Genomic DNA, 23515 nt, shown 5'->3' on the forward strand with positions numbered 1-23515 from the left:
TCATTTAATAAAAAGGGGCATAATTATGACCCTTTTTTTATTCATTCATATAGATGATTTTGTTGAATATACTTACAATAAATGACTGTTAATATCATTTTTGTTTCTATTTTTAAGGTAGTATTTGTTTGATTTTTATTAACTTCATGCTCCTTTTAATTTAATAGCAATCAAACGAGTTCATTTAATTATAAAACTTATATAAACTTAACTCTTATGAAAAAACATGATGCTATTAAAAGATTAGTGATTCTAAATCTACTGCTGTTTTCCATTTTATCATTTGCTCAAGACAAGAAACCCAACATTTTAATCATTTTTCCAGATGATGTTGGTTGGAGTAATGTAAGTGCTTATGGCAATGGCGTTATGGGATACACAACACCAAACATAGACCGCATTGCTAAAGAAGGTGCTAAGTTTACCGAACATTATGCACAACCAAGTTGTACAGCAGGACGTGCCGCTTTAATTACTGGTCAATACCCTATTAGAAGTGGTATGACTACTGTTGGTAGACCGGGTGGTCCGTTAGGATTAAAAAAAGAATCGCCAACTCTTGCCGAAGTACTTAAAGAACAAGGTTACGCCACAGGACAATTTGGTAAAAATCACTTAGGTGACCTTAATTCACATTTACCAACAGTTCATGGTTTTGATGAATTCTTCGGAAATCTATACCATTTAAATACACAAGAAGAATACCAACAAAAAGACTATCCTCAAGATCCTGAATTCTTTAAAAAATATGGGACTCGAGGTGTATTACATACCTGGGCGATCGATAAAGATGACACGACTGAAGATCCTCGTTTTGGAAAAGTTGGCAAACAACGTATTGAAGATACAGGACAACTTTCAAAAGAACGCATGGAAACCGTAGATGAAGAGTTTATGGCAGCGTCCATCGATTTTATTAAAAGAGCTCAAAAAGATGGTAAACCTTACTTTGTTTGGTTTAATCCAAGTAGAATGCACATGTATACCCATTTAAAACCAGAAAACCGCTATTTAGCACAGCCTTATACTACAGAACACGACTTTTATGGTAGTGGTATGATGGAACATGATATGATGATAGGTGAAATGCTGGATAAACTAGAAAAAATGGGTGCTTTAGAAAACACCATTGTTGTCTATTCTACTGATAATGGACCAGAACACAGTGCTCGTTTACATGGTGGGACCACACCATTTAGAGGTGAAAAGATGACCACATATGAAGGAGGCGTTCGCGTTCCTATGATGGTTATGTGGAAAGATCATATTCCTGCTGGTAAAACACTTAGTGGCATTCAATCGCATATGGACATTTTTACAACTATAGCAGCCGCGGCAGGTGTTCCTGATGTAGCCGATAAAATGATGAAAGAGAAAAAACAATATATCGATGGGGTTAATAACCTAGATTATTGGTTAGGTAAAAGTGAAAATAGCAATCGTAATAACTTTATATATTATCACGAATCTACGATAAGAGCTATTAGAATTAATCAATGGAAACTACACTTTGAAACAAGCGAAAACTATTACGCACCATATGAAAAACAAAAGTTTCCTATTATGTATAACATCCATTTCGATCCTTATGAAAGTTTTGATAACCTAACAGATCGTTCAGATATCGTACAAAAGAAACAATTCTTAAATGAACCTGTTCAGGAAATTCTAGGTGAACATATCAAATCACTTCAAGAATATCCGCCGGTACAAAAAGCAGCCACGTTAGATTTCTCTGAACTAGTAAAACAATTAGGAGAAGGTAAACAATAAAACACGTTATATCAAAAATCCTGGGCAATTACCTGGGATTTTCTTTTACTTTTTTTATAAAACAGCAAATAGTAATTTCTTTGAATTTAATATTCTGATAATAAGCTGCCTATTGCGTTTAATTGTTATTATGCGTATTTTTAAGAATTATACTACAAATCATGATTAACATTTAATTCCTATTATTATGATTAAATCCAAAATTTTATTTCAACGGATACTATTATTAGTATTCATTCTTCCTTTGTTTGCATCTGCACAAAACAAAAAGAAGCCTAATATTTTAATTATATGGGGTGATGATGTGGGTATGTGGAACTTAAGTGCCTACCATCGCGGTATGATGGGAGGAACGACTCCTAACATAGATAAAATTGCCGATGAAGGTATGTTGTTTATGGATCACTACGCGCAACCTTCCTGTACTGCCGGTCGGGCCGCGTTTATTACTGGACAATATCCTATTCGTGTCGGTCTTGCCACAGTGGGACTTCCTGGTGCTCCTCAAGGGATGAGTGAAAAGGATCCAACATTAGCAACGTTACTTAAACCTATGGGTTATGCAACCGGACAATTTGGTAAAAACCACTTAGGTGACCGCGATGAGCATTTACCAACAAATCATGGATTTGATGAGTTCTTTGGAATTTTGTACCACTTAAATGCAGGAGAATACACTGAGCTTTACGATTTCCCGAAAGACCCTGAAGTCGCTAAACAATTTGCACAACGAGGCGTTATTCATTCCTGGGCACAATCAGACGGTAGCCAAAAAATAGAAGACAAAGGTGGTTTTGGTGCAGAACGTCAAAAAACTTTGGATTGGGAAATTTTAAAAGAATCAAAACGGTTCATTAGTGATGCGGTAAAAGATGATAAGCCGTTTTTTGTTTGGCATAATTTAACGCGTATGCATATGCATACCCACCTTTCTGAAAAATACGATGGTATTACAGGATACGGATTGTATGCCGATGGAGTTAAGGAAATGGACGATATTGTTGGTGAGCTATTAGGCTTGTTGGAAGAATTAGATGTAGACGATAATACCATTGTTATGTTTTCTACGGATAATGGTGCTTATTCTTTTGTGTGGCCCGATGGCGGAAACCATCCTTTTCGTGGTGAAAAAGGAGTTGGTGGTTATGAAGGTGGGTTTAAGGTACCTGTAATGGTCAAATGGCCTGGTGTTATTCCTCCTGGAACTACTACAGGTGAGTTTATGACTATGGAAGACTGGCTGCCAACCATCATGTCTCAGTTAGGCGAGCCCAATCTTAAAGAAAAAATGCTTAATAGTTATAAAGCAGGAAAAAGAAGCTATGAAAAAATTCATCTTGATGGATATGATCAAACAGACCTTATTACCAAAAAAGGCCCATCTAAACGTAAAGAGTTCTTTTATTTTACCGAAACCACGCTTCACGGCGTTCGTTATGGGGATTATAAATTTTTATTCAAAAAACAAGATAAGTGGTTTAATGGGGTGCAGCAAGATATGGTAACGCCTATTGTTGTTAACCTAAAATTAGATCCTTTTGAGCGCTTTATTGACTCCAGAGGCTATAACGAATGGTTAGAGGACCGAGCTTGGACATACGCCCCTGCATTTGGAAAAATAAGCGAATTTATGCAATCTCTAAAAGAATATCCACCCCGAATGAAAAGTATGGAATTCAATGTTGATGAAGAGCTTAGAAAATTAACACCGACGAGTAAAAACTAGATTAAGTCAAAAGCAAAGCAAATTGGAACTGGACATGACCAAAATATTCCAGTTCCTCTAAGCTCGAAATACTGACGACTACTCTTTCCGATAATTAAAGAACCGGATTGCAGAGGATTTAAATCTCGCATATCGAGTAAGAATTAATAATCCATGAACCATGACAAGAAAATCAGGTCTTATTATCATTGCCCTTTTAACGCTGTTTTCGTGTAATCAAAAAAAGGAAAAGGAACCAGAAGCTATTTCTTCAAACCAAACCATGTATTTCAATGGGGATATCATTACCATGGAAGGAGATACTCCTGACTATGCCGAAGCCCTAGTGGAAGAAGATGGTAAAATTATTTTTGTTGGAGCAAAAGATTTGGCTTTAACCAATTATGAAAATGCCAAACAAGTCGATCTGGAAGGTAAAACCATGGTTCCTGGCTTTGTTGATGGCCACATTCATTTTTCAGCGTTAGGATCTCAGGCATTGGCTGCTAATTTACTAGCTGAACCCGATGGAAAAGTTGAAACGGTTGATAATTTGGTTGCTGAGCTCATAAATTGGTCCGAAAATAATGATACTTCTTTATTTGGGGGCTGGATTGTTGGTATTGGTTATGATGATGCCATCCTTGGAAGGCACCCCAATAAAGACGACCTCAACAAAGTTTCAATCGATATTCCGGTAGCGGCAACCCATATTTCTGGTCATTTCATGACTGTGAACAGTAAGGGGCTCGAAGTACTGGGTATAACATCCGAAACAAAAGATCCAGAAGGGGGGCAAATAAGAAGGGTCAATGGTACAAAGAAACCAGACGGCACTTTAGACGAACTTGCTGCAATTCCTCATATGTTAAAGATACTTTCGCCAACCGAGCCTGATAAGATTGATAAATTTACGGATGCCGCTCAAAAGTTGGCTTTTAGTTATGGTTATACAACAGCTCAGGAAGGCAGAACTACCTCTAGCCATGAAGCTTTAACAAGTTTTGCACAAAGTGGCAAACTTAAAATTGATGTACCTGCTTATATTGATTACTCTAGGCCAGAACTCATGGCTACCGAATGGTTCAGTAAAACCTATAAAAATCACTATCGTATCGCTGGATATAAACTTACCTTGGATGGATCACCACAAGGAAGGACAGCTTGGAGAACGCAACCTTATTTAATGCCTCCTCCTGGGGCAGATAAGTATTATAAAGGGTACCCAGCATTTCCAGATGAGGAAAAAGTTCAGAAAATAGTTGATACCTGCTTTGCAAATAACTGGCAGTTATTAACTCATGCCAATGGAGATGCCGCCATTGATCAAATGATAAACGCCATATCAAAAGCTGCTGAAAAATATGGAAATACAGACAGAAGAAATGTTTTAATTCATGGTCAGTATCTTAGGTATGATCAAATTGACAGCTTAGCGAAATATGATATCATACCATCGCTTTTCCCAATGCATACCTATTATTGGGGAGATTGGCACAAACAAATAATTGGAGAAGAGCTAGGTGATAAAATCAGTCCTATCAAAACTGCCTTGGAAAAATGTGGAGTCGTGACGAGCCATACAGATGCTCCGGTGGCACTGCCTAATTTAATGATGATTCTTTGGACTACTGTAAACAGGGTTTCTAGAAGCGGTAAAGTAATTGGAGAGACTGAAAAATTGACGCCCTATGAGGCGTTAAAGTCCATTACCATTTGGGGAGCCTACCAACATTTTGAAGAAGATAGAAAAGGAACCCTTACACCGGGCAAAATGGCTGACCTTGTAATTTTAGATAAAAATCCATTGAAAGTTGACCCCATGAAAATTAAAGACATAAAAGTGTTTAAAACGATTAAAGAGGGTGAAGTAGTATTTGAATTGAAATAATGTTTTTTGATAATGTTCAATATCATAAACTCAAAGCTAATAAATCAAGTTATTAATTCTAAAGTTAAATTTATGAGTACTTTTTTACGTAAATGGATTATTATCCCAATAGTGTTTTTATTGCCACTATTGGGATGGAGCCAGCAAAAACCCAATATCTTGGTAATTTGGGGGGATGACATTGGCTGGCAAAATGTAAGTGCCTATGGTATGGGGACTATGGGGTACACCACACCCAACATTGACAAAATTGGGAATGATGGAATTAAATTTACCGATCACTATGCACAACCCAGTTGTACGGCGGGAAGGGCTGCCTTTATTACTGGGCAGTATCCCATAAGAAGTGGGATGACCACAGTGGGGCAACCAGGGGATGCCTTAGGCTTGCAGGCTGCATCTCCATGTTTGGCTGAGGTGTTGAAGGCAGAGGGATATGCTACAGGGCATTTTGGTAAGAATCACTTAGGAGACCGTAATGAACATTTGCCTACGGCGCATGGTTTTGATGAGTTCTATGGTAATTTATATCATTTAAATACTCAAGAGGAGTCTGAGCAACGCGATTATCAAAATTTTGCCAAAGAGTATTCTGGAGATTTAGAAAGTTACGAAAAGAAATTTGGAACCCGTGGTGTTATTCACTCGTGGGCCACCAATAAAATGGACAATACCAATGATCCTAGATTCGGTGTTGTTGGGAAGCAACGAATTGAAGATACGGGACCTCTCACCCAGGAGCGCATGAAAAATTTTGACGCAGGTGAGGTTATTCCTGTTGCCGAAGATTTTATGAAACGCGCTAAAGCGGATGGTAAACCCTTCTTTGTTTGGTTAAATACTTCAAGAATGCACTTGTATACGCGCTTAAATGAGGAGTGGCGTTACGCCGCAGAGAAATATACTTCAGAAGCTGATTATTATGGTAGCGGGATGATGCAACATGATCATGATGTGGGATTGGTATTGGAATTTTTAAAAGCCAATGGTCTTGATGAAAATACCATTATTTGGTATTCAACAGATAATGGTCCTGAACACAATTCTTGGCCTCACGGAGGAACTACTCCTTTTAGAGGGGAAAAAATGGGGACTACTGAAGGAGGAGTAAGAGTACCAAGTATGGTAAAATGGCCAGGAGTTATTGAACCCGGACAAGTCAAAAATGGAATTCAGGCACATATGGATATGTTCACTTCTTTAGCTGCTGCTGCAGGTGTACCAGATGCGGCCGATTTGTTGATGAAGCAAAAGAAACAATACATTGATGGCGTCAACAATCTGCCGTATTGGAAGGGGGAAACCAATAGATCGGAAAGAGATATGTTTTATTATTATTATGAGAGTAAGCTGAATGCCGTAAGAATGGGACCATGGAAATTCCACTTTATATATAAGGAAACTTATTATGGAACAGCTGAGGCCAGAACGGCGCCATTAATATTTAATTTAAGAATGGATCCTTTTGAAAGCTACGACTCTGAAGATGCTTATGGGCATCTTATGCAAAAGGTATCTTGGTTAATGGCCCCAATGGGAGAGCAAATGAATAAACATATTAAAACACTTTTGGATTACCCACCAGTACAAGGCGGTAAAAGTTTTGATATGTCTAGTGTGATGGATGCCGTTGTTAAAAAGGGACATCAGTAACCTTAATATTCAAGTAATAGAAAAGTCTAAGTTCTAAACTTAGACTTTTTTATTTTGTAAGCAGCAATTATTAACAATTCTAAACAAAGATCTGGTCTTGAAAAAATATACGGTTCTTATTTTTTTGGTTCTCTTTCTTGTATTCTCAATTGGTTGGGCTCAAGTAGAAAATGATGACCCCATAGAGGATCATGATTTTACTCGGCAATTATGGTTTGACTTGGAGCCATCTTGGCATTTAAGTGAGCAAAGTAAATTAGTTGGAGAAGTGAGCTATCGAACAGTTGAACCCAAAAGCTGGCATAGATTGATTTTTCGGGCTTCCCAACGCACCAGTAAAGACAGTATTTTATTTAAAGGCTTTAAACATAGTGAGGGGCTTCAGTATGGGGTGGGGACTTTTTTCTTTATGAGCGATTATCAGCCAAATAGTTTTGAAATCAGACCATTTCAAGGTTATAGTTTAGGATTTAATATCAGTCCACGTTTCAATTTGGGACAGCTGGTAAGAGCAGAAGAACGCTTTTTGTTTACTAACAATGAAACCCATAAGTTTTTTGGCTTGAGATTGCGGTACCAAGTAACCGGAACCATTGATCTTAAGGGGGTGCTTTTTCAACAGGGCCGTGGGTTTTACTTGCCTGTTTCCATAGAGGCTTTCTTTAATTTAGTAAAAGTGTCCCAGTTTAATGATGTCATAAGGATTTCCCCTGGTATCGGGTATCAAGTTAATCCAGATTTTAAATTCCTATTCAGTTTGGCCTACCATTATACAAAACAGGGAGCAGACGACAATAAATTGATAAGAACTAATGATTTGGTGGTTCGTTTCAGGATATTGAGAACTTTTTAAGATGCTTGTTTACTTTCTTTCTTCGAATATTCTAATTGATGTCTGAATTGGTTTAGGGAAGACTTAAAATCTTCGAATGGTATTTCTGAGTTTTTAAAGACTATTTATAAATCAGAAATTATTGCTAGATGTTAACTTAATTTGTTTGTTTTCAAATGATTATTTACCTAATTTTAATATCCCTTTTAAAGAATTAGTTCACCACGACGTATTATCTTAAACTTTAAACTAACCCATTTATGAAGTATTGTAATTTTAAAGTCAAACTCTTTATTCTGGGAGTTTGCCTTTGTCCCAGTTTTCTTTTAGCACAAAACGAAAAACAGAAAGATTCCACTGCTATTTACATTTTGGATAAAATGGCAGATGTCATAGGAGATCTGCAGGCTGTTCAATTTTCTATGGAAACATCTGTAGATGAATTAAATGCTCATGGAGAACTATCCACCTATTTTGCGCATAGTGAGGTTTCAATGGTGGGGCCGAATAAATTTACGGCCATTGTTCAAGGAGATAAAGGGGAATATGGTTATTGGTATGACGGAGATTATTTGTCCTATTATTCATATAACGAGAATAATTATGTGACGTTGGAAGCCCCAGATACCATTTTAACCATGATCGACAGTATGCACGTTGCCTATGATTTTAAATTTCCAGCTGCCGATTTTTTCTATCCAAACTTTACGGATGATATCATAGAAGGATATGATACTGTGAGATATATGGGTAAGCGCTTAATAGATGATACACCTTGCTTTTATATAACAGCAGCTAATTCAGAAATGCAAGTCCAATTATGGGTAACCAATGATAGTCAAATGCTACCTAAAAAATTATTGATTGTTTATAAAAACGACCATTCCTTGCAATATGAAGCTACGTTTGAAAAATGGATTTTGAATCCTGATATTCCAGAATCGATTTTTTCTTTCACACCGCCTCCCAATGCGAAGTTGATCAGTATCCTAGCTAAATCCTAATTTAAACTCTTTCAAATGGTATCTAAATTAAAATTCACATTCAATTATAAAGTATTATTGTTTGCTACCCTACTAGTTTTTATTCTGCCTTTAAATATGGAGGCTCAAAGAATGCGACATGGAGCTTCAAGAGGAGGGGCTAGAACCATGTCCCATTCTCCAAGTAGAAGTATGCAACGACCCGCGGCAAGACCTACTAATAGGGGAGGCTCCATTAATGGCGGACACCAAAGAACTAGTTCTAGAAATTTTACAAAACCGTCAAACAACAGAGCTACTCAGAATAGAACCCCTTCAAGAACGACCAATAATAATAGGGCTAATACCAAAATTAAGACACAAGAGAAAACGGTAAACCGGGGGAATGCAACTACTAGAAATCGTCCAACCTCAAATATTAAAACCAAAGATAGAAATAAGGTAAACATTGATCGAAGTAGAAATAGAGGTGATGTAAACATCAATATCAATAACAGCAGGCATTACAACGTGCGAAATACCAGAGTAAGAAGTAGCTCCGTTCGTTATGTGAGACCGCCTTATATCTTTGGTGGCTTTGGGTATTATTGTCATAGACCTTATTTTTATCATCCTTATGTGCCTTTCTATTGGGGACCTTATTACCATCCTTGGGGGTATTTTGTTACCTCTTTGGCAACTACGGCAATCATAGTAAGTATTATCCATGAAAATGAGGAAGATGAAAAAGCTGAGTACCACTATGATAATGGAACCTACTATCTTAAAACAGAAGATGGGTTTGTCGCTGTGCAGCCGCCTGTAGGAGCGCAAGTGCCTTCATTGCCTGAAGAAAAGGAAAAGGTGACGGTAAATGAGACTACAAATAATTACTATTATGGAGGCGCTTTTTACGAAGAAAATGATCAAGGGTATATTGTTGTTCCTGCAACCGCCGGAACTATTGTTCCTCATTTGCCTGAAGGTGGAGAAGAAGTTAAAATTGGAGAACAAACGTATGTGCAGTTTGGAGAAACTTATTATCAACCTATTCAGGTGGATGGCAAGAATATGTATGAAATCGTAGAAGTCAAAGAAGAAAAATAAATTTCATTTATGTTTTGTTTTATGGTAATGCCTTCAGTATATGATACTGTGGGCATTACTTTTTTATGGCTCTTGTGAGAGTTTTGGGAATTTTAAGAATTTGGAACCCTTGGTTTCTAAATCCAATCTTAATCCAGCCGTTAATACATTAAAATCACTAACTCCAAATTCATCTGTGGCATTAGAAATTCGATATTCTAAGTAAACAAATCCAAACCGAAAAGGTTTGTATTCCCCTCCCAGAATGATATAATTATGTTTTAAGTCTGATTGAAATTTAACATTTGAAATTTTGGGTTGATACGTATTAAAACCGGCTATTAATGAATAGCGTGGTTGTTTAAATTTGGTAAAAAGTTCCAGACCAATAGCATCATAAATGCCAATAATCAATTCATTTTCAATTACAGTATCTGCATAATCACCATTTTCTTGATAGGCATAAACAAATCCAAGATCCCAATGGGAATTCTCAAAGGAAGCCCCAAGACTCCAATAAAGAGGGTTGCCATCGAGTCCTAGGGTATTTTCTCTAATACTTCGTGAAAGGTGTTTTTTATTAATGGCAGAACCTATTTTTAATCCATCTAATAGCTCGTATTGCAAACTTATTCCATATCCATCTACTAAATAGTTGTTAGAGGTGCTGTCAAATTGCCCTTGAAGACCCAAAAACCAGTTGTGCCAATGCAATCGATAGGTAACGGATTGGTTAGCTCTTCCTGTTCCTGAACCACCCCCATCTGAATTGCCTACATAAGTGGCGCTTCCTTGTCCACCAAACACATTAAATTTATCGGTAAATTGAGTAATGTCGTAATATACACTCCATTGCTTTCCCATCTGGATTGTTCCATATTTTTTAAAATCAATACCCACGTAACCCAGTCTAGTGGAAAATACCTGACGGTTTTGGGAATTTTGAATAGCCAAAAAACCACTATTGGTATTTCCATCAGTATTAAACTGAACAGGACCCTTAAATAAATTCATCGCTAATTCAGCACCAACAAAAAAACGAAGCCCTTTGTTATTTGTGACGCCAATTTGAAAACCAATTCTAGAGACATTTTCTTGAAGTTCCAACTCATCGTCGTAGTATGCCATATGGGCTCTAAAGCTTCCGTAGGGGTGAAAATCGAGAAGCACAGAATCTTTAGGTTGCTCTTGGGCATTGCTAGCAAGACAAAAAAATGAAGCTATAATTAAAAGTCCTATGGTTAAGGTGTTTAGGCTCATAATTAAGGTTTTATTCCACGTGATGATCCATTTTATCAGAACGATTTAGATAAACCTACACCCAGTGTAAGGGTGTTGTAAGCATCAATTCTGAAATCATCTCCAAAAGTCACTTCAAACTCCAGTCTATTATGGATTTCTAATGTGTATGCAACCTCGGCCCTTATTAAAAATAAATTGTCCCCTTTGGCAAATTCGCCTCCAGCGCCCAATAAAAAAGCAAAATGCTCTCCCGGTTTATAGACGCCCATTAAAGCCGGTGCTATAGGTCGTTCTCTTTCTAAAAGTGACTCTTCCTCTGAGCTTAAATATTTCTCAACTTGAAAGGTTTCATTAATGAGGTCTGTATGTAAACCAATAGCCCCATGCTTATTGAACCAAAAGTTGTAATAAAGGGAAAAACCGGGGAGTGCCCGCCATTGTTTTTTATCGCCACTATAAGTGTTTGGAGTATGGACATGGGAAATCAACAAACCTATTTGATGTCTTTCAAATGATTCATTTTCTAACTCCATTTCGCCCTCTTGAGCGAAACTACAAACTGTAAAAAACAGTATTAAAAAACTAGAATAAAGTGATTTTTTCATAGGATGATAGAGTACCTGTTAAAAGGACATGGAATTAAATTATATTTTTATAAAGAATTGATATTTAATTGTTTATTTTTAGTAGTAAGTTACATGATATTTACTAAACATTAAAGTTACTTGTGTTATTTTTATTTTCTTCCACGTTGCTTGTAGGATTGAGGTTGTCTAATAAAATATTGAAGTTGGAAGATCAAACCTTAAATTCTTATCTATGAAAATTTCATTTCGTCGCTTGGTCATTATTTCTATGTCCTTTGCTTTTTTTTTCTAAACTTAATGCTCAAGACACCCATTATGGTTCTCAACAATTTGGAACAAGAACCGCTTTACTTTCAGGAGCCATTTTAGGGGGGATTGATGACAATTCTATGGTGTTTTATAATCCTGGAGGATTGGGCCTGTTAGAAAATACTTCCTTGTCAGTAAATGCAAATGCTTATCGTATTGAGAATATAAAAATCTTTAATGCCCTTGGTGATAGAGCTGATTTTAAAAGCAGCAATTTAGGAACAGTACCATTATTGGCTGGCGGAATGATAAAATTGAAGGATCCTAAATGGAAATTAGGATATGGTTTTATGGCTCCTACAGATTTTAGTTTTAAAGGGATAGCTCGTGTTGATGGGGATTATGATGTTATAGAAGAAGCTGAGAGTCCGGGACTGGAAGAGTTAGTAGGTGAGAGTAGCTTAACTTCCAAGTTAAGTGAAGTTTTATTTGCCTTTGGAGCAGGTAGGGTCATCAGTGAAAATTTTTCTGTGGGAGCAAGCGCTTTGTTTACGGTGCGTTCTCAAACCTATAATAGAAACTATTCGGCCTATATTTTCTTAAATGATGTAGAAGAATCTCTCGTGGGTGGGAATCTTTCCCAAAATGTGGATTATTATAACATAAGGATGGCTTTAAAATTAGGAGCTATTTATAAAATGGAATCTTGGAGCTTTGGAGCAACCTTTACTACACCTTCCCTAAATATTGGAGGTCAGGGAACAGTGGCTTCCAATATTGCAGCTAGGAATGTTAAATTTAATGGTGTTGATAGGCAAAGCGGTGTGGCAACAGATAGGCAAGCAGAATTAAAAACGAAGTTTAAGTCGCCACTTCAAATAGGGGTAGGTGTTAATTACGATCAAGGAAAATCTTTTTTAGGGTTATCGGTTAATTATTATTCGGGATTGGATTCTTATGAAATCATGGATGTTGTAGCTAGGACATTTGTTCGTCCGGCAGATTTAGCTCCTGAGTTGAGTAGTGATCAATTTTTGAGTGTGAGGGGTGGAGCACGTTCTGTTGTAAATGTGGCCTTGGGTTATGAATATCGTTTAAAGGATCATTTATCGTTATTGGCCAGTGTTCGTAATGATATGTCATATTACGATAAGGATAAGACAGGAGCAGATAACGGTGGTATTAAAACAACAGTAAGCTCTTGGGACTTATTACATTTTACTGCTGGGGCTATTTTTAAAAGAGAGAATAGTAGCTTGAGCCTTGGTTTACTTTATAGTACTGGAACTAAGGATGATTATGAACAAAAAGGAAATTTAAATAATCCTACGGAAGGGAGTTTGCTTAAAGGAGCTACCACCATTACCGAGGCTAAATACAGCTCTATTGGTTTATTACTAGGTTATACTTATTTTTTCAAAAAGTTCTAAATAAAAAAACCATCTTTGATAAAAGATGGTTGCTTATTAAGAGTTTACGTAACTTGATTTATTCCTGATCTAATTTTTTAGTCATATGGAAGCCTATAAAAAGACCAACTCCTGCCATAGTAAAAATGGTAGCTGGGTAAATGGCATCAGAAGCTAATGATGAATATGTGTCTAATAAGGACGCTAGAAAAATACCTATACCAATACCCATAAGTAGTAGGGCTAAATTTAGAATAACAACCTTCCAAATGGGAGCTGTTCGTTTTTTTCCTTGGATAAATATACTAGCATCGGCTCCTTTTTCTATAAGAGCCATACGCTCTTTATTTCTGGTAGAATAAAAAAGATAAAATACTCCAAAAACGGCCGCTATTAAAAGAGGCATGATGATAAATTCTGATCCCATACTGTTTGTTTTTAATTGATTAATTTTAATTGTTTATAGCCTATGACGATATAACTTTTCTTGTGGTTACAGTTTTTTCAAAAAATATTTTTATTTCATTTGTAACCGTTTGAGTAGTGGTGTCGTCCAAAGAAAACATGACACCAACCAGCGACGAAATAATCATCAATCAAATTAATGCCGGTGACAGTAAGCAATTTGCTATACTGGTAGATCGCTATAAGGATTTGGTTTTTACTTTAGCTTTAAGAATGATGAAACATCGTGAAGAAGCTGAAGAGGTGTCTCAAGATACGTTCATTAAAGTATATAAGTCTTTGTCAAATTTTAAAGGAGACTCTAAATTATCAACTTGGATTTATAGGATAGCTTATCATGCTTGTTTAGATAGATTGAAAAAGAACAAAAGACATTATTTGGATGTATCTATGGATGGAGACAGACCTATACAGGTGGAAGTAATGGAAAATGCCTTTAATCAGTTGGTGGAACAGGAACAAAAGCAGAAAATACAATTTTGTTTAGAACAGTTGCCTAGTGAGGATGCGTTTTTGATTACATTATATTATTTTGAAGATTTGAGTATGGACGAAATTTCAAAGATTGTTTCACTCGAATCAAATCATGTTAAGGTTAAGTTATTTCGAATTAGGAAAAAGCTGGCGTCAATTCTAAAGAGCCAACTGGAACCAGAAATTATTGAAAGTTATGGAAGAGCGAGAAAATAAAGAATTGGATGCATTTGTTAAAAGAATCATGTCATCAACAGAGTTGGACAGTCCCTCTAATGATTTTTTATCACATGTTATGGATAATCTTCCTAATAAGAGGGAGAAAGAGTTAATTCAGTACAAGCCTTTAATTTCAAAGCCTGTTTGGTTTGTAATTGGTGGTTTGTTTCTGGCGTTTATGGGATATTTGGTTTCTAAAACAACCCTGGTTAATAGTTCATGGTTTAGTCAAATAGACTTTGATCAATTCTTTAATCTTCCAGCAATTTCTTTTTCTACAAACTGGCCTCAAGTAGTCATGTACGCCTTATTGGTTCTAGGTTTGATGTTGTTGGTTCAAGTAAGTTGGATGAAACATTTTTATAACAAACGACTTGGTTTTTAATAAAGAACTCAAAAGCACACCTCTTTTAAATTTGTGTGAATAAAAGGTGAAAGAAACACCTGTTTTTTTATCAACATAGTTTAGTTGAATTCCCAGCCGAAAGTTGTTTGAAAAATATAATCACTCGTAGAAGCTCCAGCTACTGGTTTGCTATCATAGTTATAAGTCAGACCCAATTTTATAAAAAAGTCAAGAGGGAGATCATATTTGAGGTCTAATGTGTAATCACATCTTATACGACTACCTTCCGTTAAGCTAGGATAGACTGCCAAACTGGTATTCAAACTAAAATCTTTAACATCAAACATATTGAAAACCACTGCACCATAGGCTTCCATTGAATTTTGAACACTTTGATTGGCCTCTGGAATAAACTGTTCGTTGTTCCAAGCTAAACCTACACCAGCACCTAAATAAAGTTTATTATTTCTTATAAAATATTGTCCCAAACCACTTCTGATAGTGGTACGTAATTTTAACAATTGTTCATCATTGGATAACCAAGCAGAGGTTAATTCATAATACCTGTTTTTATTCATGAAATACTTGTAGGTAACATTGGCATCTGTACGATGTGTTTCGCTCACATTGTCTTGATTGCTTCTTACCGAGTTGTAGCTTCCTGTAAGTAACCATCTGAAGGTAGTGTAACTAATGGTGCTTCTAACAGTGAATTGTGATAGATTATTACTTTTAGTGTAGTTAAAACCTACCGAAAGAGATGCGGTCAATCTGGATTTAAAACTACTTTTCACAGCTTTAAGAAATACAATATCGGAAATGTCGGCTTCAAATTCCTCACCGTCTCCTTTAATTAAAACTTTACCAAAATGATCATCTATTGTATGAATGGTGCCACTAATTCTTCTACCATCCGAAAGGGTAATTAAATAAGATTGCGAACTAAGAATTTCTCCAACCTCAACCCAAGTAATGGTAAAATCATCTTCACTATAATCGGTTTCGACAGTCAGGACGCCTTTCTCCATTTGTTTTATTTCTCCAACCAATTTGTCTTTGTTTTTAAGAACAATGGTATCATTTTGTCCCATTAATTGAAAATTACAAAGCATAAATAGTAGAAAGTAAAGAAACGGAGATTGAATTGGATGTCTTTTCATAATGTTGCTGGTCAGGTAATTGCGAGTACTAAAGATAAAAAATTAATAGGGAGTTTTGTCAATTTTTTCCTTCCAATTTTCAAAGATTTTTATGCCATTTTCTTGTAAGATTTGTTGAAATGGTATCAATCTTTCAGTTGTCTTTTTATCTATTTCTTCATAAATAAAATGGTCATCAAAGCCAATTTCACGAGCATCATCTTTATTGCATGCGTAAAAAACTTTTTTGGGACGAGCCCAATAAATGGCACCTAAACACATAGGGCAGGGTTCACATGAGGTATAAATAACACAATCTACAAGTTGAAAATCGTTTAAATGTTGACATGCATTCCTTATGGCTGTTACTTCTGCATGGGCCGTAGGGTCATTGGAGGATGTAACACAGTTATGTGCCTCGGCTATGATATTTCCATTTTTCACAATCACACAACCAAATGGGCCTCCTGCATTTTTGTCCATGCCCTCTTTAGCTAAGTCAATAGCTCTTTGCATAAATTCTTTTTCTTGAATGGTCATCAGGCTTTATTCAATTTTTTTGGCATTCTGAATGACGCCATTTTGGTGTAAATCAAGACTGGTAATTTTACCTTGAGTGTCTTTTTTAAATATGATTTTCGCTTCAACTACTTTTAGAAAAAAGGTGTCTTTACTTTCAGGGAAAACTTCAAATTGCGGCTGTCCTGTAGCTTGGGTGAAAAGTTTGTTTCCATTTTTGGTAAAGGTAAGTATGAATCCAGGCATCAATTCATATTTACCAACATAGGGCTCTATTTCTTTTTCGGTCAAGGTGATAGTTTTTCTTTCCGCAGGAGGAAGTTTGTTTGTAAAGATGCCTATTTGGGTATTGGATGGTGATTTGAATGTAACCTTTTTGACACCGTCTTCCTCAAAAAAATCATACGTATAAATAACATCTTCAAATAGATATTGATTTTCTGATAATGGAAAAATAGGAAGCTTGGTGCTTCCCTCTCTTTGACTGTATAGTTTGCCTTCGTCTAAAGTAATATGTCTTACAATATCATTTTCAAATTGATAAGCTCCTAACCATTTATTTAATTGGGTCTCATTTAAAGTAATAGCGTCGTCCACATTAGGAAACGGTTTTCCAATCGCGATGGCTGCAATTTTATTGGCTAAACCAGTTACATTTTTACAGGAACAATTACTTAAAGCAGAAACAAATATGTCTTCTTTTGGAAAGTAAATTCCCATGGTTGTATAACCAAAAATACCCCCTCCGTGTGAAATGGCTTGGGAACCTTGAATAGTCATTTCACTTAAGCCATACCCGTAATCAATATGCTCACCATTGTTAAGGGTAGAACCGTGAATGGCAAGTTCATAAGAGGCATTGGTGATAAGTTGGTGAGAATTTAAAGCATTTTGCCATTTCAATAAATCTGTGGTGGTAGACATCAAAGAACCGGCTGCATAAGGAATGGTCATGCTAATATAATTTGAGTTGGCAAACCCTTGTTCCACTTGTTGGTATCCAGAGGCCCTATTCGTTATAATTTCTAAGTTGGAGCCATAATAGGAACTAGACATGCCCAATGGTTTAAAAATATGGTTGTCAATAAAATCTTCATAGGTTTCACCGCTTGCTTTTTCAATGATATAGCCTAATAAAATATATCCAGAATTATTATATCTAAACTTTTCTCCCGGCTCAAAATCCATGGGTTCGTTTTTAAAGGTGTCGATCAATTCCAGCGGCGTGAAGTCGGTTCGTGCTTCTTGAATAAAACTGGGCATATCTGTATAGCTTTTGATGCCCGAGGTATGATTAAGAAGATGGTGAATCGTGATTGAATTTCCATGTGTTGGGTAATCTGGAAGGTACTTTGTAATGTCATCTTCAAGGTTCAGCTTTCCTTGTTCTTTTAACATAAGAACAGCAATTGCAGTAAATTGTTTGGTAATAGAACCAATTTCAAATACATTTTCAGGGGTCATTGGAACGTTTAATTCGATACTGGCCATTCCAAATGCTTCTTTATAAATGGGTTTCCCATTTTTGGCTACTAAAATAGATACCCCTGGTCCTCCTTCGGGATATTCTTTACTAACTAAGGCGCTTATGTCATCTTCAATGGATTGGGCAAAAAGACTGGCATTTAAAATTGTTGACAGAAAAAGGAGCAGTAGAAATGGTTGAGGGATTTTTGAAATGGTCATGAGAAAATTGTTTAATTAAAAATACAAAAATTAGGGACAATTTACTTCAAGTGGTTTAAAAATAGAGGGTTGTGGTTTTGGGATTTCATTCTCATTTATTTTAAACGCTACCCTTTCAATAATTAAACAGGTTCAGAGATTTTTTATTTGTTATCTACCTGTACAGTATGGGTGGCCACTATGTCATCGCCAACTTTTAAATGGACATCATAAGTGCCTTTATGTTTAAAAGTATATTTAAAGGAAATCTTTTCGCCTTCATTTTTTATGTCATAAATAGAAAAGGGTCGTTGTTCAACACCCACAAAATGGACCAAGGAAATGGAATCTTCAAATTTAGGATTTAGAGGATGTAAGCTAAACGTAACTTCCTGACCCTTCTTGGTTGAAATATGGAATTCCCTTGGATAAACTGGGACTACTTGGTTTTTAAAGGTTTCTCCATAAACGATAGGGGCGGGAGTAAATGGATTTTTAGTCAGATCATCATTTAGTAACCATTGGTTGTCCAACGGGCGATGGCTAAGAGAAAAAAGCACAGGATCTGCTAAAAAGTAACCTTCATTAAAATCTTTAATGAATACATCCCTTATAAAATATCCACTGGACCAAGTAGCGTCACATAGATACCACTTATTATTTAGTTTCACTGCATTCCAAGAATGATTAGCGATGTCAAGTTCTTCAATATTGGCCTCGGCTGTTCGTGCATATCCATTAATAATCTGACATTCAATATTCGCTAAAAAGCATAACTCCTTTATTAAATAAGCATAACCCGTGCACATGGTTTTTTTATTTTTGAGAAGCTGTTTAAACGCCTTTTTTTTGAAGGAGTCATTCCAGTCTAAATAGGAAATACTATCATTTTTAAATTTTTTCCGTTTCCTACTAACCTTAGAATCCTGAGCAGCATCCCCTTGAATATTATAACATACCCACGTATAAATAGCTCTAAATTTTTCAACATCAGTGGTGAGATTGGAAGTTAAACGATGTGCAAGTAATGGCAAATTGTCAAGGCTCCTGCCGTGATTCAATTTGGCCATGTAATCGGCCTTTGAAAAATCTACCGTATGGAAATCTAAAATTTGCCCAAAGCTTAACTTCCAAATGAAGAACAAGCCTATCAAAAAGGAATACTTCATGGTTTACTTGGATTTATAAACTTCTTTTACAGCAACTTTTCCCATTAAGATATAGGAATCGGAATTCATGTTGACTTTTAGTTCTAATTGAGGTGAAGATTCGTCCTCTATAACCACCTTTTGGGATTCCATGCCTATAAAGCTAAACAAAAGCACATCGCCTTTTTTTAATTTTTTAGGAAACTCAAAATACCCATCAAAATTTGAGGTTGTTCCAATGTTCGTTCCCTGTAAAAGAATGTTTACACCGGGTAATGGTATTGAATTTTCTGTAACCATACCTGAAACTGTTATAGGATTATTTGCAACCTGGTTTTGAATGTTGGTGCTATTGTTCATGGAGTCTGTTTGTTTGATTACATCTTGGGCTTGTAAATTGTGTAGAGAGAAAAAGGAAATACAAGCCAATCCAATGCCTTTAAAGAAATTAATCTTAGTCTTGCTTACCGGAATTGTAAAAGCGGCTAATTGTGATTGCTTAAATCTACCACAGGTATTATTATTCTCTTTTGAACTGAAGTAAAGAGAGATTTCTTTATGGTCCATAGTCGTAAAATCGACTACTTCGTGCTTGCAGGATTGACAAAATCCACCGTTAGGGGTTTTTCTAAATGAATTGAAATTCTCTTGGCAAGGTGTTTTGATGTTTAAGTTAAATTGATTTTTCATGATTTAGAAATTTAAAGTTTCTCAAACCTATTCAAGAATTACCCATGATAAAATCCATACTTAGCAAAAGCTCCCTTTGGTTGAGTTAAGGGGGCTATTTAATGAGGCTGTCGCCAATAAAAAAGCCACTTCGTTGGGAAGTGGCTTTTATTTTTCATTTATGTAAAGACCATTTACTTGATCATTTCATAACTTCTTTTAATGAAGTTAGTCAATTCTTCACCCTTAAGTAAACCTTGGGACAAGCGCGCTAAATCCAAACTTTGGTTGATTAAACGTTCTTGTTTCTTACGGGTTTTGGTGCTAATGATTTCTCCAACTAATTCTGAATTTGTGTTGACAATTAGGTTGTACATGTCTGGCATGTTACCCATTCCAAACATACCACCACCAGTCATTTGCATTTCTTTCATTCGACGCATAAATTCTGGTTGGGTAATCATAAATGGTGCAGCATCGCTATCCATGTTCTCTAATTTCACGGTAAACTTCTCCGCCGGAATTACCTCTTTTAATAACTCATCCAATTCCTTTTGTTGGTCTTCTGTTAATTTAGAGATTTTATTTTCATCCTTTTTGATCAAATTGTCAACGTGATCTGCATCCACACGAGTAAAGGTGATATTTTCCTTAGATCCTTCCAATTTCTGCATTAAGTGAGAAACAATAGGTGAGTCAAGGAACAATACTTCATAGCCTTTGGCTTGAGCTGCTTCAATATAACTGTGTTGGGCATCTTTATCAGAGGCATAAAGGATGACTAATTTATCGTCCTTGTCAGTTTGTTTGGCCTTAATGGCGTTATACAATTCTTCATATGTATAATATTTTCCATCAACTGTTGGATAAAGTGCAAATGCTTCAGCTTTTTCAAAGAATTTTTCTTCTGAAAGCATTCCATATTCAATAACAATTTTGATGTCATTCCATTTCTTTTCAAAATCTTCACGATTGTTGTTGAAAAGAGATTTTAATTTATCGGCTACTTTTCTGGTGATGTAAGAAGAAATTTTCTTAACCGCACCATCTGCCTGTAAATAAGAACGCGAAACATTCAAAGGAATGTCTGGAGAGTCAATAACCCCTCGCAACATGGTTAAAAATTCAGGAACAATTCCTTCTACATTATCGGTAACAAACACTTGGTTTTGGTACAATTGAATCCGATCCTTTTGAACGTTTAGGTCATTGGTCATTTTAGGGAAATAAAGGATTCCCGTTAAATTGAAAGGATAATCTACGTTCAAATGAATGTGGAACAAAGGCTCCTCAAATTGCATTGGGTAAAGCTCACGATAGAAGTTTTTATAATCTTCATCTTCTAAATCGGTTGGTTGTTTGGTCCAAGCCGGAGTTGGGTTGTTGATGATATCATCAACCTCTTGGGTTGGAGCTGGCTCATCTTCTTTAGCATCCTCTGGTTTTGGTAGGGTTTCCGTTTTTGTTCCAAACTTAATTGGAATAGGCATAAACTTGTTGTATTTCACCAACAACTCCCTAATTCTTGAATCTTCTAAAAATTCTTTGTCTTCATCATTGATGTGAAGAATGATCTCAGTACCTCTTTCGGTTTTATCATGCGGTTCAAGGGTAAATTCTGGAGACCCATCACAAGTCCAGTGTACAGCTTCCTCATTTTCTAAATAAGATTTAGTAATGATTTCAACTTTACTGGCCACCATAAATGCTGAGTAAAAACCTAATCCGAAGTGCCCAATGATGCCACTATCTTTGGCAGAGTCTTTATACTTGTTTAAAAACTCTTCGGCACCCGAAAAAGCAACCTCGTTTATATATTTTTCTACCTCTTCTGCCGTCATACCAATACCTTGGTCAATGATGTGAAGGGTTTTTTGATCTTTATCTACTTTTATCTCAATAAGAGGATTGCCATATTCAACCTTGGCTTCTCCTATACCTGTAAGATGCTTTAGTTTTAAAGTCGCATCTGTCGCGTTACTGATTAGCTCACGCAAAAAGATTTCGTGATCACTGTACAGGAATTTCTTAATTAATGGAAAGATATTTTCAACCGAAACATTAATATTTCCTTTTGCCATAGTATCTAAAATTTAATTTCTGTTTTTTAATAATTTTCGAAAAGTGGTAGTCAAAAAAAATACCAACCGAAAAAAGATGACAAAGTGACATTTTGTATATGTTATGCATGCATAACGATAGCTTTTGTTTTATTGATAAAATAGGGGTGAATTAATTAAATTGCACAAGCAAATATGTTCTAAATTTTATGTACAATTCAAAAATTAGTGGGTTAGGTTATTATGTGCCAGACCACGTAGTCAGTAATGATGATTTGACCCAATTGATGGATACCAGTGATGAATGGATTCAAGAAAGAACTGGAATTCAAGAACGTCGTTGGGTGAAACCCGGTTCTGGGGAAACAACTTCTTCTATGGGCGTTAAAGCAGCTAAAATTGCGATTGAACGCGCCGGAATAGATAAAAATGACATTGATTTTATTGTCTTTGCGACCTTAAGCCCTGATTACTACTTTCCAGGTCCAGGTGTTACTGTTCAAAAGGAATTGGGTATCAAAACGGTGGGAGCACTTGATGTGAGAAATCAATGTTCTGGATTTGTTTATGGATTATCTGTGGCAGACCAATTTATCAAAACAGGGATGTATAAACATGTTTTGGTTATTGGTAGCGAACTTCATTCTCATGGTTTGGATAAAACCACACGAGGACGAGGCGTTTCGGTGATATTTGGAGATGGGGCTGGAGCAGCCGTTTTATCGAGAACGGAGGATACAACAAAAGGAATATTATCCACCCACTTGCATTCTGAAGGGGAACATGCTGAAGAATTAAGTCTTATCGCTCCCGGAATGGGGAAAAGATGGGTGACCGATATATTGGCTGATAACAGTGAGCAGGATGAAAGCTACTATCCGTATATGAATGGACAGTTTGTTTTTAAAAATGCAGTGGTTCGCTTTAGTGAAGTGATCATGGAAGGATTGAATAAAAATGAATTGACGCCTCAGGATATTGACATGTTGATTCCGCATCAAGCCAATTTGAGAATTGCACAATTCATTCAAAAGAAGTTTAAATTGTCTGACGACCAGGTTTACAACAACATTCAAAAATATGGAAATACCACTGCGGCTTCCATTCCAATTGCCTTGACAGAGGCATGGGAAAAAGGGAAGATTAAGGAAGGAGATACGGTTGTGTTGGCAGCCTTTGGAAGTGGTTTCACTTGGGGAAGTGCCATTATAAAATGGTAAATTTCAAAATAAAATTAAAATAAATAGAAAAACCCGGGGCATTTTAAAATTACCTCGGGTTTTTCACTATTAACCAACTTAACTAACACTAAATTTATAAAACGAAACTGTTTTATTAGAATGTTCTATAAATCCTTAATTACTTAAAACTTATCACTCATTTATATAGACGGTAAAACCTTGAAATTATTTCAAACATTAA

20 protein-coding genes are annotated in these 23515 nt (G+C 36.1%); 11 read left to right on the forward strand and 9 right to left on the reverse strand.

What is annotated here, in order from left to right:
- Nucleotides 1-216: 216 nt before the first annotated feature.
- The 7 genes from LOK78_RS06375 to LOK78_RS06405 all read left to right on the forward strand — a co-directional run bounded on the left by LOK78_RS06375 (nucleotide 217) and on the right by LOK78_RS06405 (nucleotide 9923).
- Entirely contained in the window at nucleotides 217-1773 is a 1557-nt protein-coding gene (locus tag LOK78_RS06375; RefSeq protein WP_232634357.1) for an arylsulfatase, read from the forward strand.
- A gap of 187 nt (nucleotides 1774-1960) precedes the next feature.
- Entirely contained in the window at nucleotides 1961-3499 is a 1539-nt protein-coding gene (locus LOK78_RS06380) for an arylsulfatase (RefSeq protein ID WP_232634358.1), read from the forward strand.
- A 160-nt stretch (nucleotides 3500-3659) separates the two neighbouring features.
- Nucleotides 3660-5369, forward strand: coding sequence for an amidohydrolase (locus LOK78_RS06385; RefSeq protein WP_232634359.1), 1710 nt, complete (start codon nucleotides 3660-3662; stop codon nucleotides 5367-5369).
- Nucleotides 5370-5441: 72 nt separating this feature from the next.
- Complete coding sequence (locus LOK78_RS06390) at nucleotides 5442-7022, forward strand: arylsulfatase (protein WP_232634360.1); 1581 nt, start codon at nucleotides 5442-5444, stop codon at nucleotides 7020-7022.
- A gap of 97 nt (nucleotides 7023-7119) precedes the next feature.
- Entirely contained in the window at nucleotides 7120-7875 is a 756-nt protein-coding gene (locus tag LOK78_RS06395; protein ID WP_232634361.1) for a DUF2490 domain-containing protein, read from the forward strand.
- Nucleotides 7876-8114: 239 nt separating this feature from the next.
- Entirely contained in the window at nucleotides 8115-8858 is a 744-nt protein-coding gene (locus LOK78_RS06400; RefSeq protein ID WP_232634362.1) for a DUF2092 domain-containing protein, read from the forward strand.
- 15 nt (nucleotides 8859-8873) lie between these two features.
- Nucleotides 8874-9923, forward strand: a complete 1050-nt coding sequence (locus LOK78_RS06405; RefSeq protein WP_232634363.1) for a DUF6515 family protein — start codon at nucleotides 8874-8876, stop codon at nucleotides 9921-9923.
- Nucleotides 9924-9986: 63 nt separating this feature from the next.
- Here the strand turns inward: LOK78_RS06405 and LOK78_RS06410 are convergent, their stop codons facing one another.
- On the reverse strand, nucleotides 9987-11162 hold the full coding sequence (locus tag LOK78_RS06410) for a porin (protein WP_232634364.1): 1176 nt from the start codon (nucleotides 11160-11162) through the stop codon (nucleotides 9987-9989).
- Nucleotides 11163-11197: 35 nt separating this feature from the next.
- Nucleotides 11198-11749: a hypothetical protein gene (locus LOK78_RS06415; protein WP_232634365.1), complete on the reverse strand. Its 552-nt coding sequence runs from the start codon at nucleotides 11747-11749 to the stop codon at nucleotides 11198-11200.
- Between the two features lie 257 nt (nucleotides 11750-12006).
- Here LOK78_RS06415 and LOK78_RS06420 point away from each other — a divergent pair, with 257 nt between their 5' ends.
- Complete coding sequence (locus tag LOK78_RS06420; RefSeq protein WP_232634366.1) at nucleotides 12007-13410, forward strand: hypothetical protein; 1404 nt, start codon at nucleotides 12007-12009, stop codon at nucleotides 13408-13410.
- 58 nt (nucleotides 13411-13468) lie between these two features.
- On the opposite strand, the gene LOK78_RS06425 is transcribed toward LOK78_RS06420, so the two are convergent.
- Entirely contained in the window at nucleotides 13469-13816 is a 348-nt protein-coding gene (locus LOK78_RS06425) for a DUF6249 domain-containing protein (RefSeq protein ID WP_166959491.1), read from the reverse strand.
- Between the two features lie 137 nt (nucleotides 13817-13953).
- Between LOK78_RS06425 and LOK78_RS06430 the strand changes: the two genes are divergently transcribed.
- A complete protein-coding gene (locus LOK78_RS06430) occupies nucleotides 13954-14544 on the forward strand; it encodes an RNA polymerase sigma factor (protein WP_053972406.1) in 591 nt (196 codons plus the stop codon).
- A complete protein-coding gene (locus LOK78_RS06435; RefSeq protein ID WP_166959497.1) occupies nucleotides 14525-14932 on the forward strand; it encodes a hypothetical protein in 408 nt (135 codons plus the stop codon). The genes LOK78_RS06430 and LOK78_RS06435 overlap by 20 nt, the downstream gene beginning before the upstream one ends.
- An 80-nt stretch (nucleotides 14933-15012) precedes the next feature.
- On the opposite strand, the gene LOK78_RS06440 is transcribed toward LOK78_RS06435, so the two are convergent.
- The 6 genes from LOK78_RS06440 to htpG form a co-directional block, all read right to left on the reverse strand.
- Entirely contained in the window at nucleotides 15013-16053 is a 1041-nt protein-coding gene (locus tag LOK78_RS06440) for a DUF481 domain-containing protein (RefSeq protein WP_232634367.1), read from the reverse strand.
- Between the two features lie 42 nt (nucleotides 16054-16095).
- Complete coding sequence (locus LOK78_RS06445) at nucleotides 16096-16572, reverse strand: nucleoside deaminase (protein WP_237691522.1); 477 nt, start codon at nucleotides 16570-16572, stop codon at nucleotides 16096-16098.
- Nucleotides 16573-16578: 6 nt separating this feature from the next.
- Entirely contained in the window at nucleotides 16579-18237 is a 1659-nt protein-coding gene (locus tag LOK78_RS06450) for a serine hydrolase (RefSeq protein ID WP_232634368.1), read from the reverse strand.
- Between the two features lie 143 nt (nucleotides 18238-18380).
- Nucleotides 18381-19385, reverse strand: coding sequence for a transglutaminase domain-containing protein (locus tag LOK78_RS06455; RefSeq protein WP_232634369.1), 1005 nt, complete (start codon nucleotides 19383-19385; stop codon nucleotides 18381-18383).
- Nucleotides 19386-19388: 3 nt separating this feature from the next.
- Nucleotides 19389-20054, reverse strand: coding sequence for a carboxypeptidase-like regulatory domain-containing protein (locus LOK78_RS06460; protein WP_232634370.1), 666 nt, complete (start codon nucleotides 20052-20054; stop codon nucleotides 19389-19391).
- A gap of 173 nt (nucleotides 20055-20227) precedes the next feature.
- Entirely contained in the window at nucleotides 20228-22114 is a 1887-nt protein-coding gene (gene htpG / locus LOK78_RS06465; protein WP_232634371.1) for a molecular chaperone HtpG, read from the reverse strand.
- Between the two features lie 188 nt (nucleotides 22115-22302).
- On the opposite strand from htpG, the gene LOK78_RS06470 reads away from it, so the two are divergent.
- Nucleotides 22303-23313 (forward strand): 3-oxoacyl-ACP synthase III family protein, encoded by a 1011-nt coding sequence (locus LOK78_RS06470; RefSeq protein ID WP_232634372.1) that lies wholly within the window; start codon nucleotides 22303-22305, stop codon nucleotides 23311-23313.
- The last annotated feature ends 202 nt before the right edge of the window (nucleotides 23314-23515 follow it).

It is taken from the genome of Mangrovimonas futianensis (assembly GCF_021245805.1).
GTDB classification, from domain to species: domain Bacteria; phylum Bacteroidota; class Bacteroidia; order Flavobacteriales; family Flavobacteriaceae; genus Mangrovimonas; species Mangrovimonas futianensis.

Bases quoted from the DNA above. Each gene is read 5' to 3' on its own strand.
- LOK78_RS06375 (WP_232634357.1), top strand. From the start codon at position 217: ATGAAAAAACATGATGCTATTAAAAGATTAGTGATTCTAAATCTACTG.
- LOK78_RS06380 (WP_232634358.1), top strand. From the start codon at position 1,961: ATGATTAAATCCAAAATTTTATTTCAACGGATACTATTATTAGTATTC.
- LOK78_RS06385 (WP_232634359.1), top strand. From the start codon at position 3,660: ATGACAAGAAAATCAGGTCTTATTATCATTGCCCTTTTAACGCTGTTT.
- LOK78_RS06390 (WP_232634360.1), top strand. From the start codon at position 5,442: ATGAGTACTTTTTTACGTAAATGGATTATTATCCCAATAGTGTTTTTA.
- LOK78_RS06400 (WP_232634362.1), top strand. From the start codon at position 8,115: ATGAAGTATTGTAATTTTAAAGTCAAACTCTTTATTCTGGGAGTTTGC.
- LOK78_RS06405 (WP_232634363.1), top strand. From the start codon at position 8,874: ATGGTATCTAAATTAAAATTCACATTCAATTATAAAGTATTATTGTTT.
- LOK78_RS06410 (WP_232634364.1), bottom strand. From the start codon at position 11,162: ATGAGCCTAAACACCTTAACCATAGGACTTTTAATTATAGCTTCATTT.
- LOK78_RS06415 (WP_232634365.1), bottom strand. From the start codon at position 11,749: ATGAAAAAATCACTTTATTCTAGTTTTTTAATACTGTTTTTTACAGTT.
- LOK78_RS06425 (WP_166959491.1), bottom strand. From the start codon at position 13,816: ATGGGATCAGAATTTATCATCATGCCTCTTTTAATAGCGGCCGTTTTT.
- LOK78_RS06430 (WP_053972406.1), top strand. From the start codon at position 13,954: ATGACACCAACCAGCGACGAAATAATCATCAATCAAATTAATGCCGGT.
- LOK78_RS06435 (WP_166959497.1), top strand. From the start codon at position 14,525: ATGGAAGAGCGAGAAAATAAAGAATTGGATGCATTTGTTAAAAGAATC.
- LOK78_RS06440 (WP_232634367.1), bottom strand. From the start codon at position 16,053: ATGAAAAGACATCCAATTCAATCTCCGTTTCTTTACTTTCTACTATTT.
- LOK78_RS06445 (WP_237691522.1), bottom strand. From the start codon at position 16,572: ATGACCATTCAAGAAAAAGAATTTATGCAAAGAGCTATTGACTTAGCT.
- LOK78_RS06450 (WP_232634368.1), bottom strand. From the start codon at position 18,237: ATGACCATTTCAAAAATCCCTCAACCATTTCTACTGCTCCTTTTTCTG.
- LOK78_RS06455 (WP_232634369.1), bottom strand. From the start codon at position 19,385: ATGAAGTATTCCTTTTTGATAGGCTTGTTCTTCATTTGGAAGTTAAGC.
- LOK78_RS06460 (WP_232634370.1), bottom strand. From the start codon at position 20,054: ATGAAAAATCAATTTAACTTAAACATCAAAACACCTTGCCAAGAGAAT.
- htpG (WP_232634371.1), bottom strand. From the start codon at position 22,114: ATGGCAAAAGGAAATATTAATGTTTCGGTTGAAAATATCTTTCCATTA.
- LOK78_RS06470 (WP_232634372.1), top strand. From the start codon at position 22,303: ATGTACAATTCAAAAATTAGTGGGTTAGGTTATTATGTGCCAGACCAC.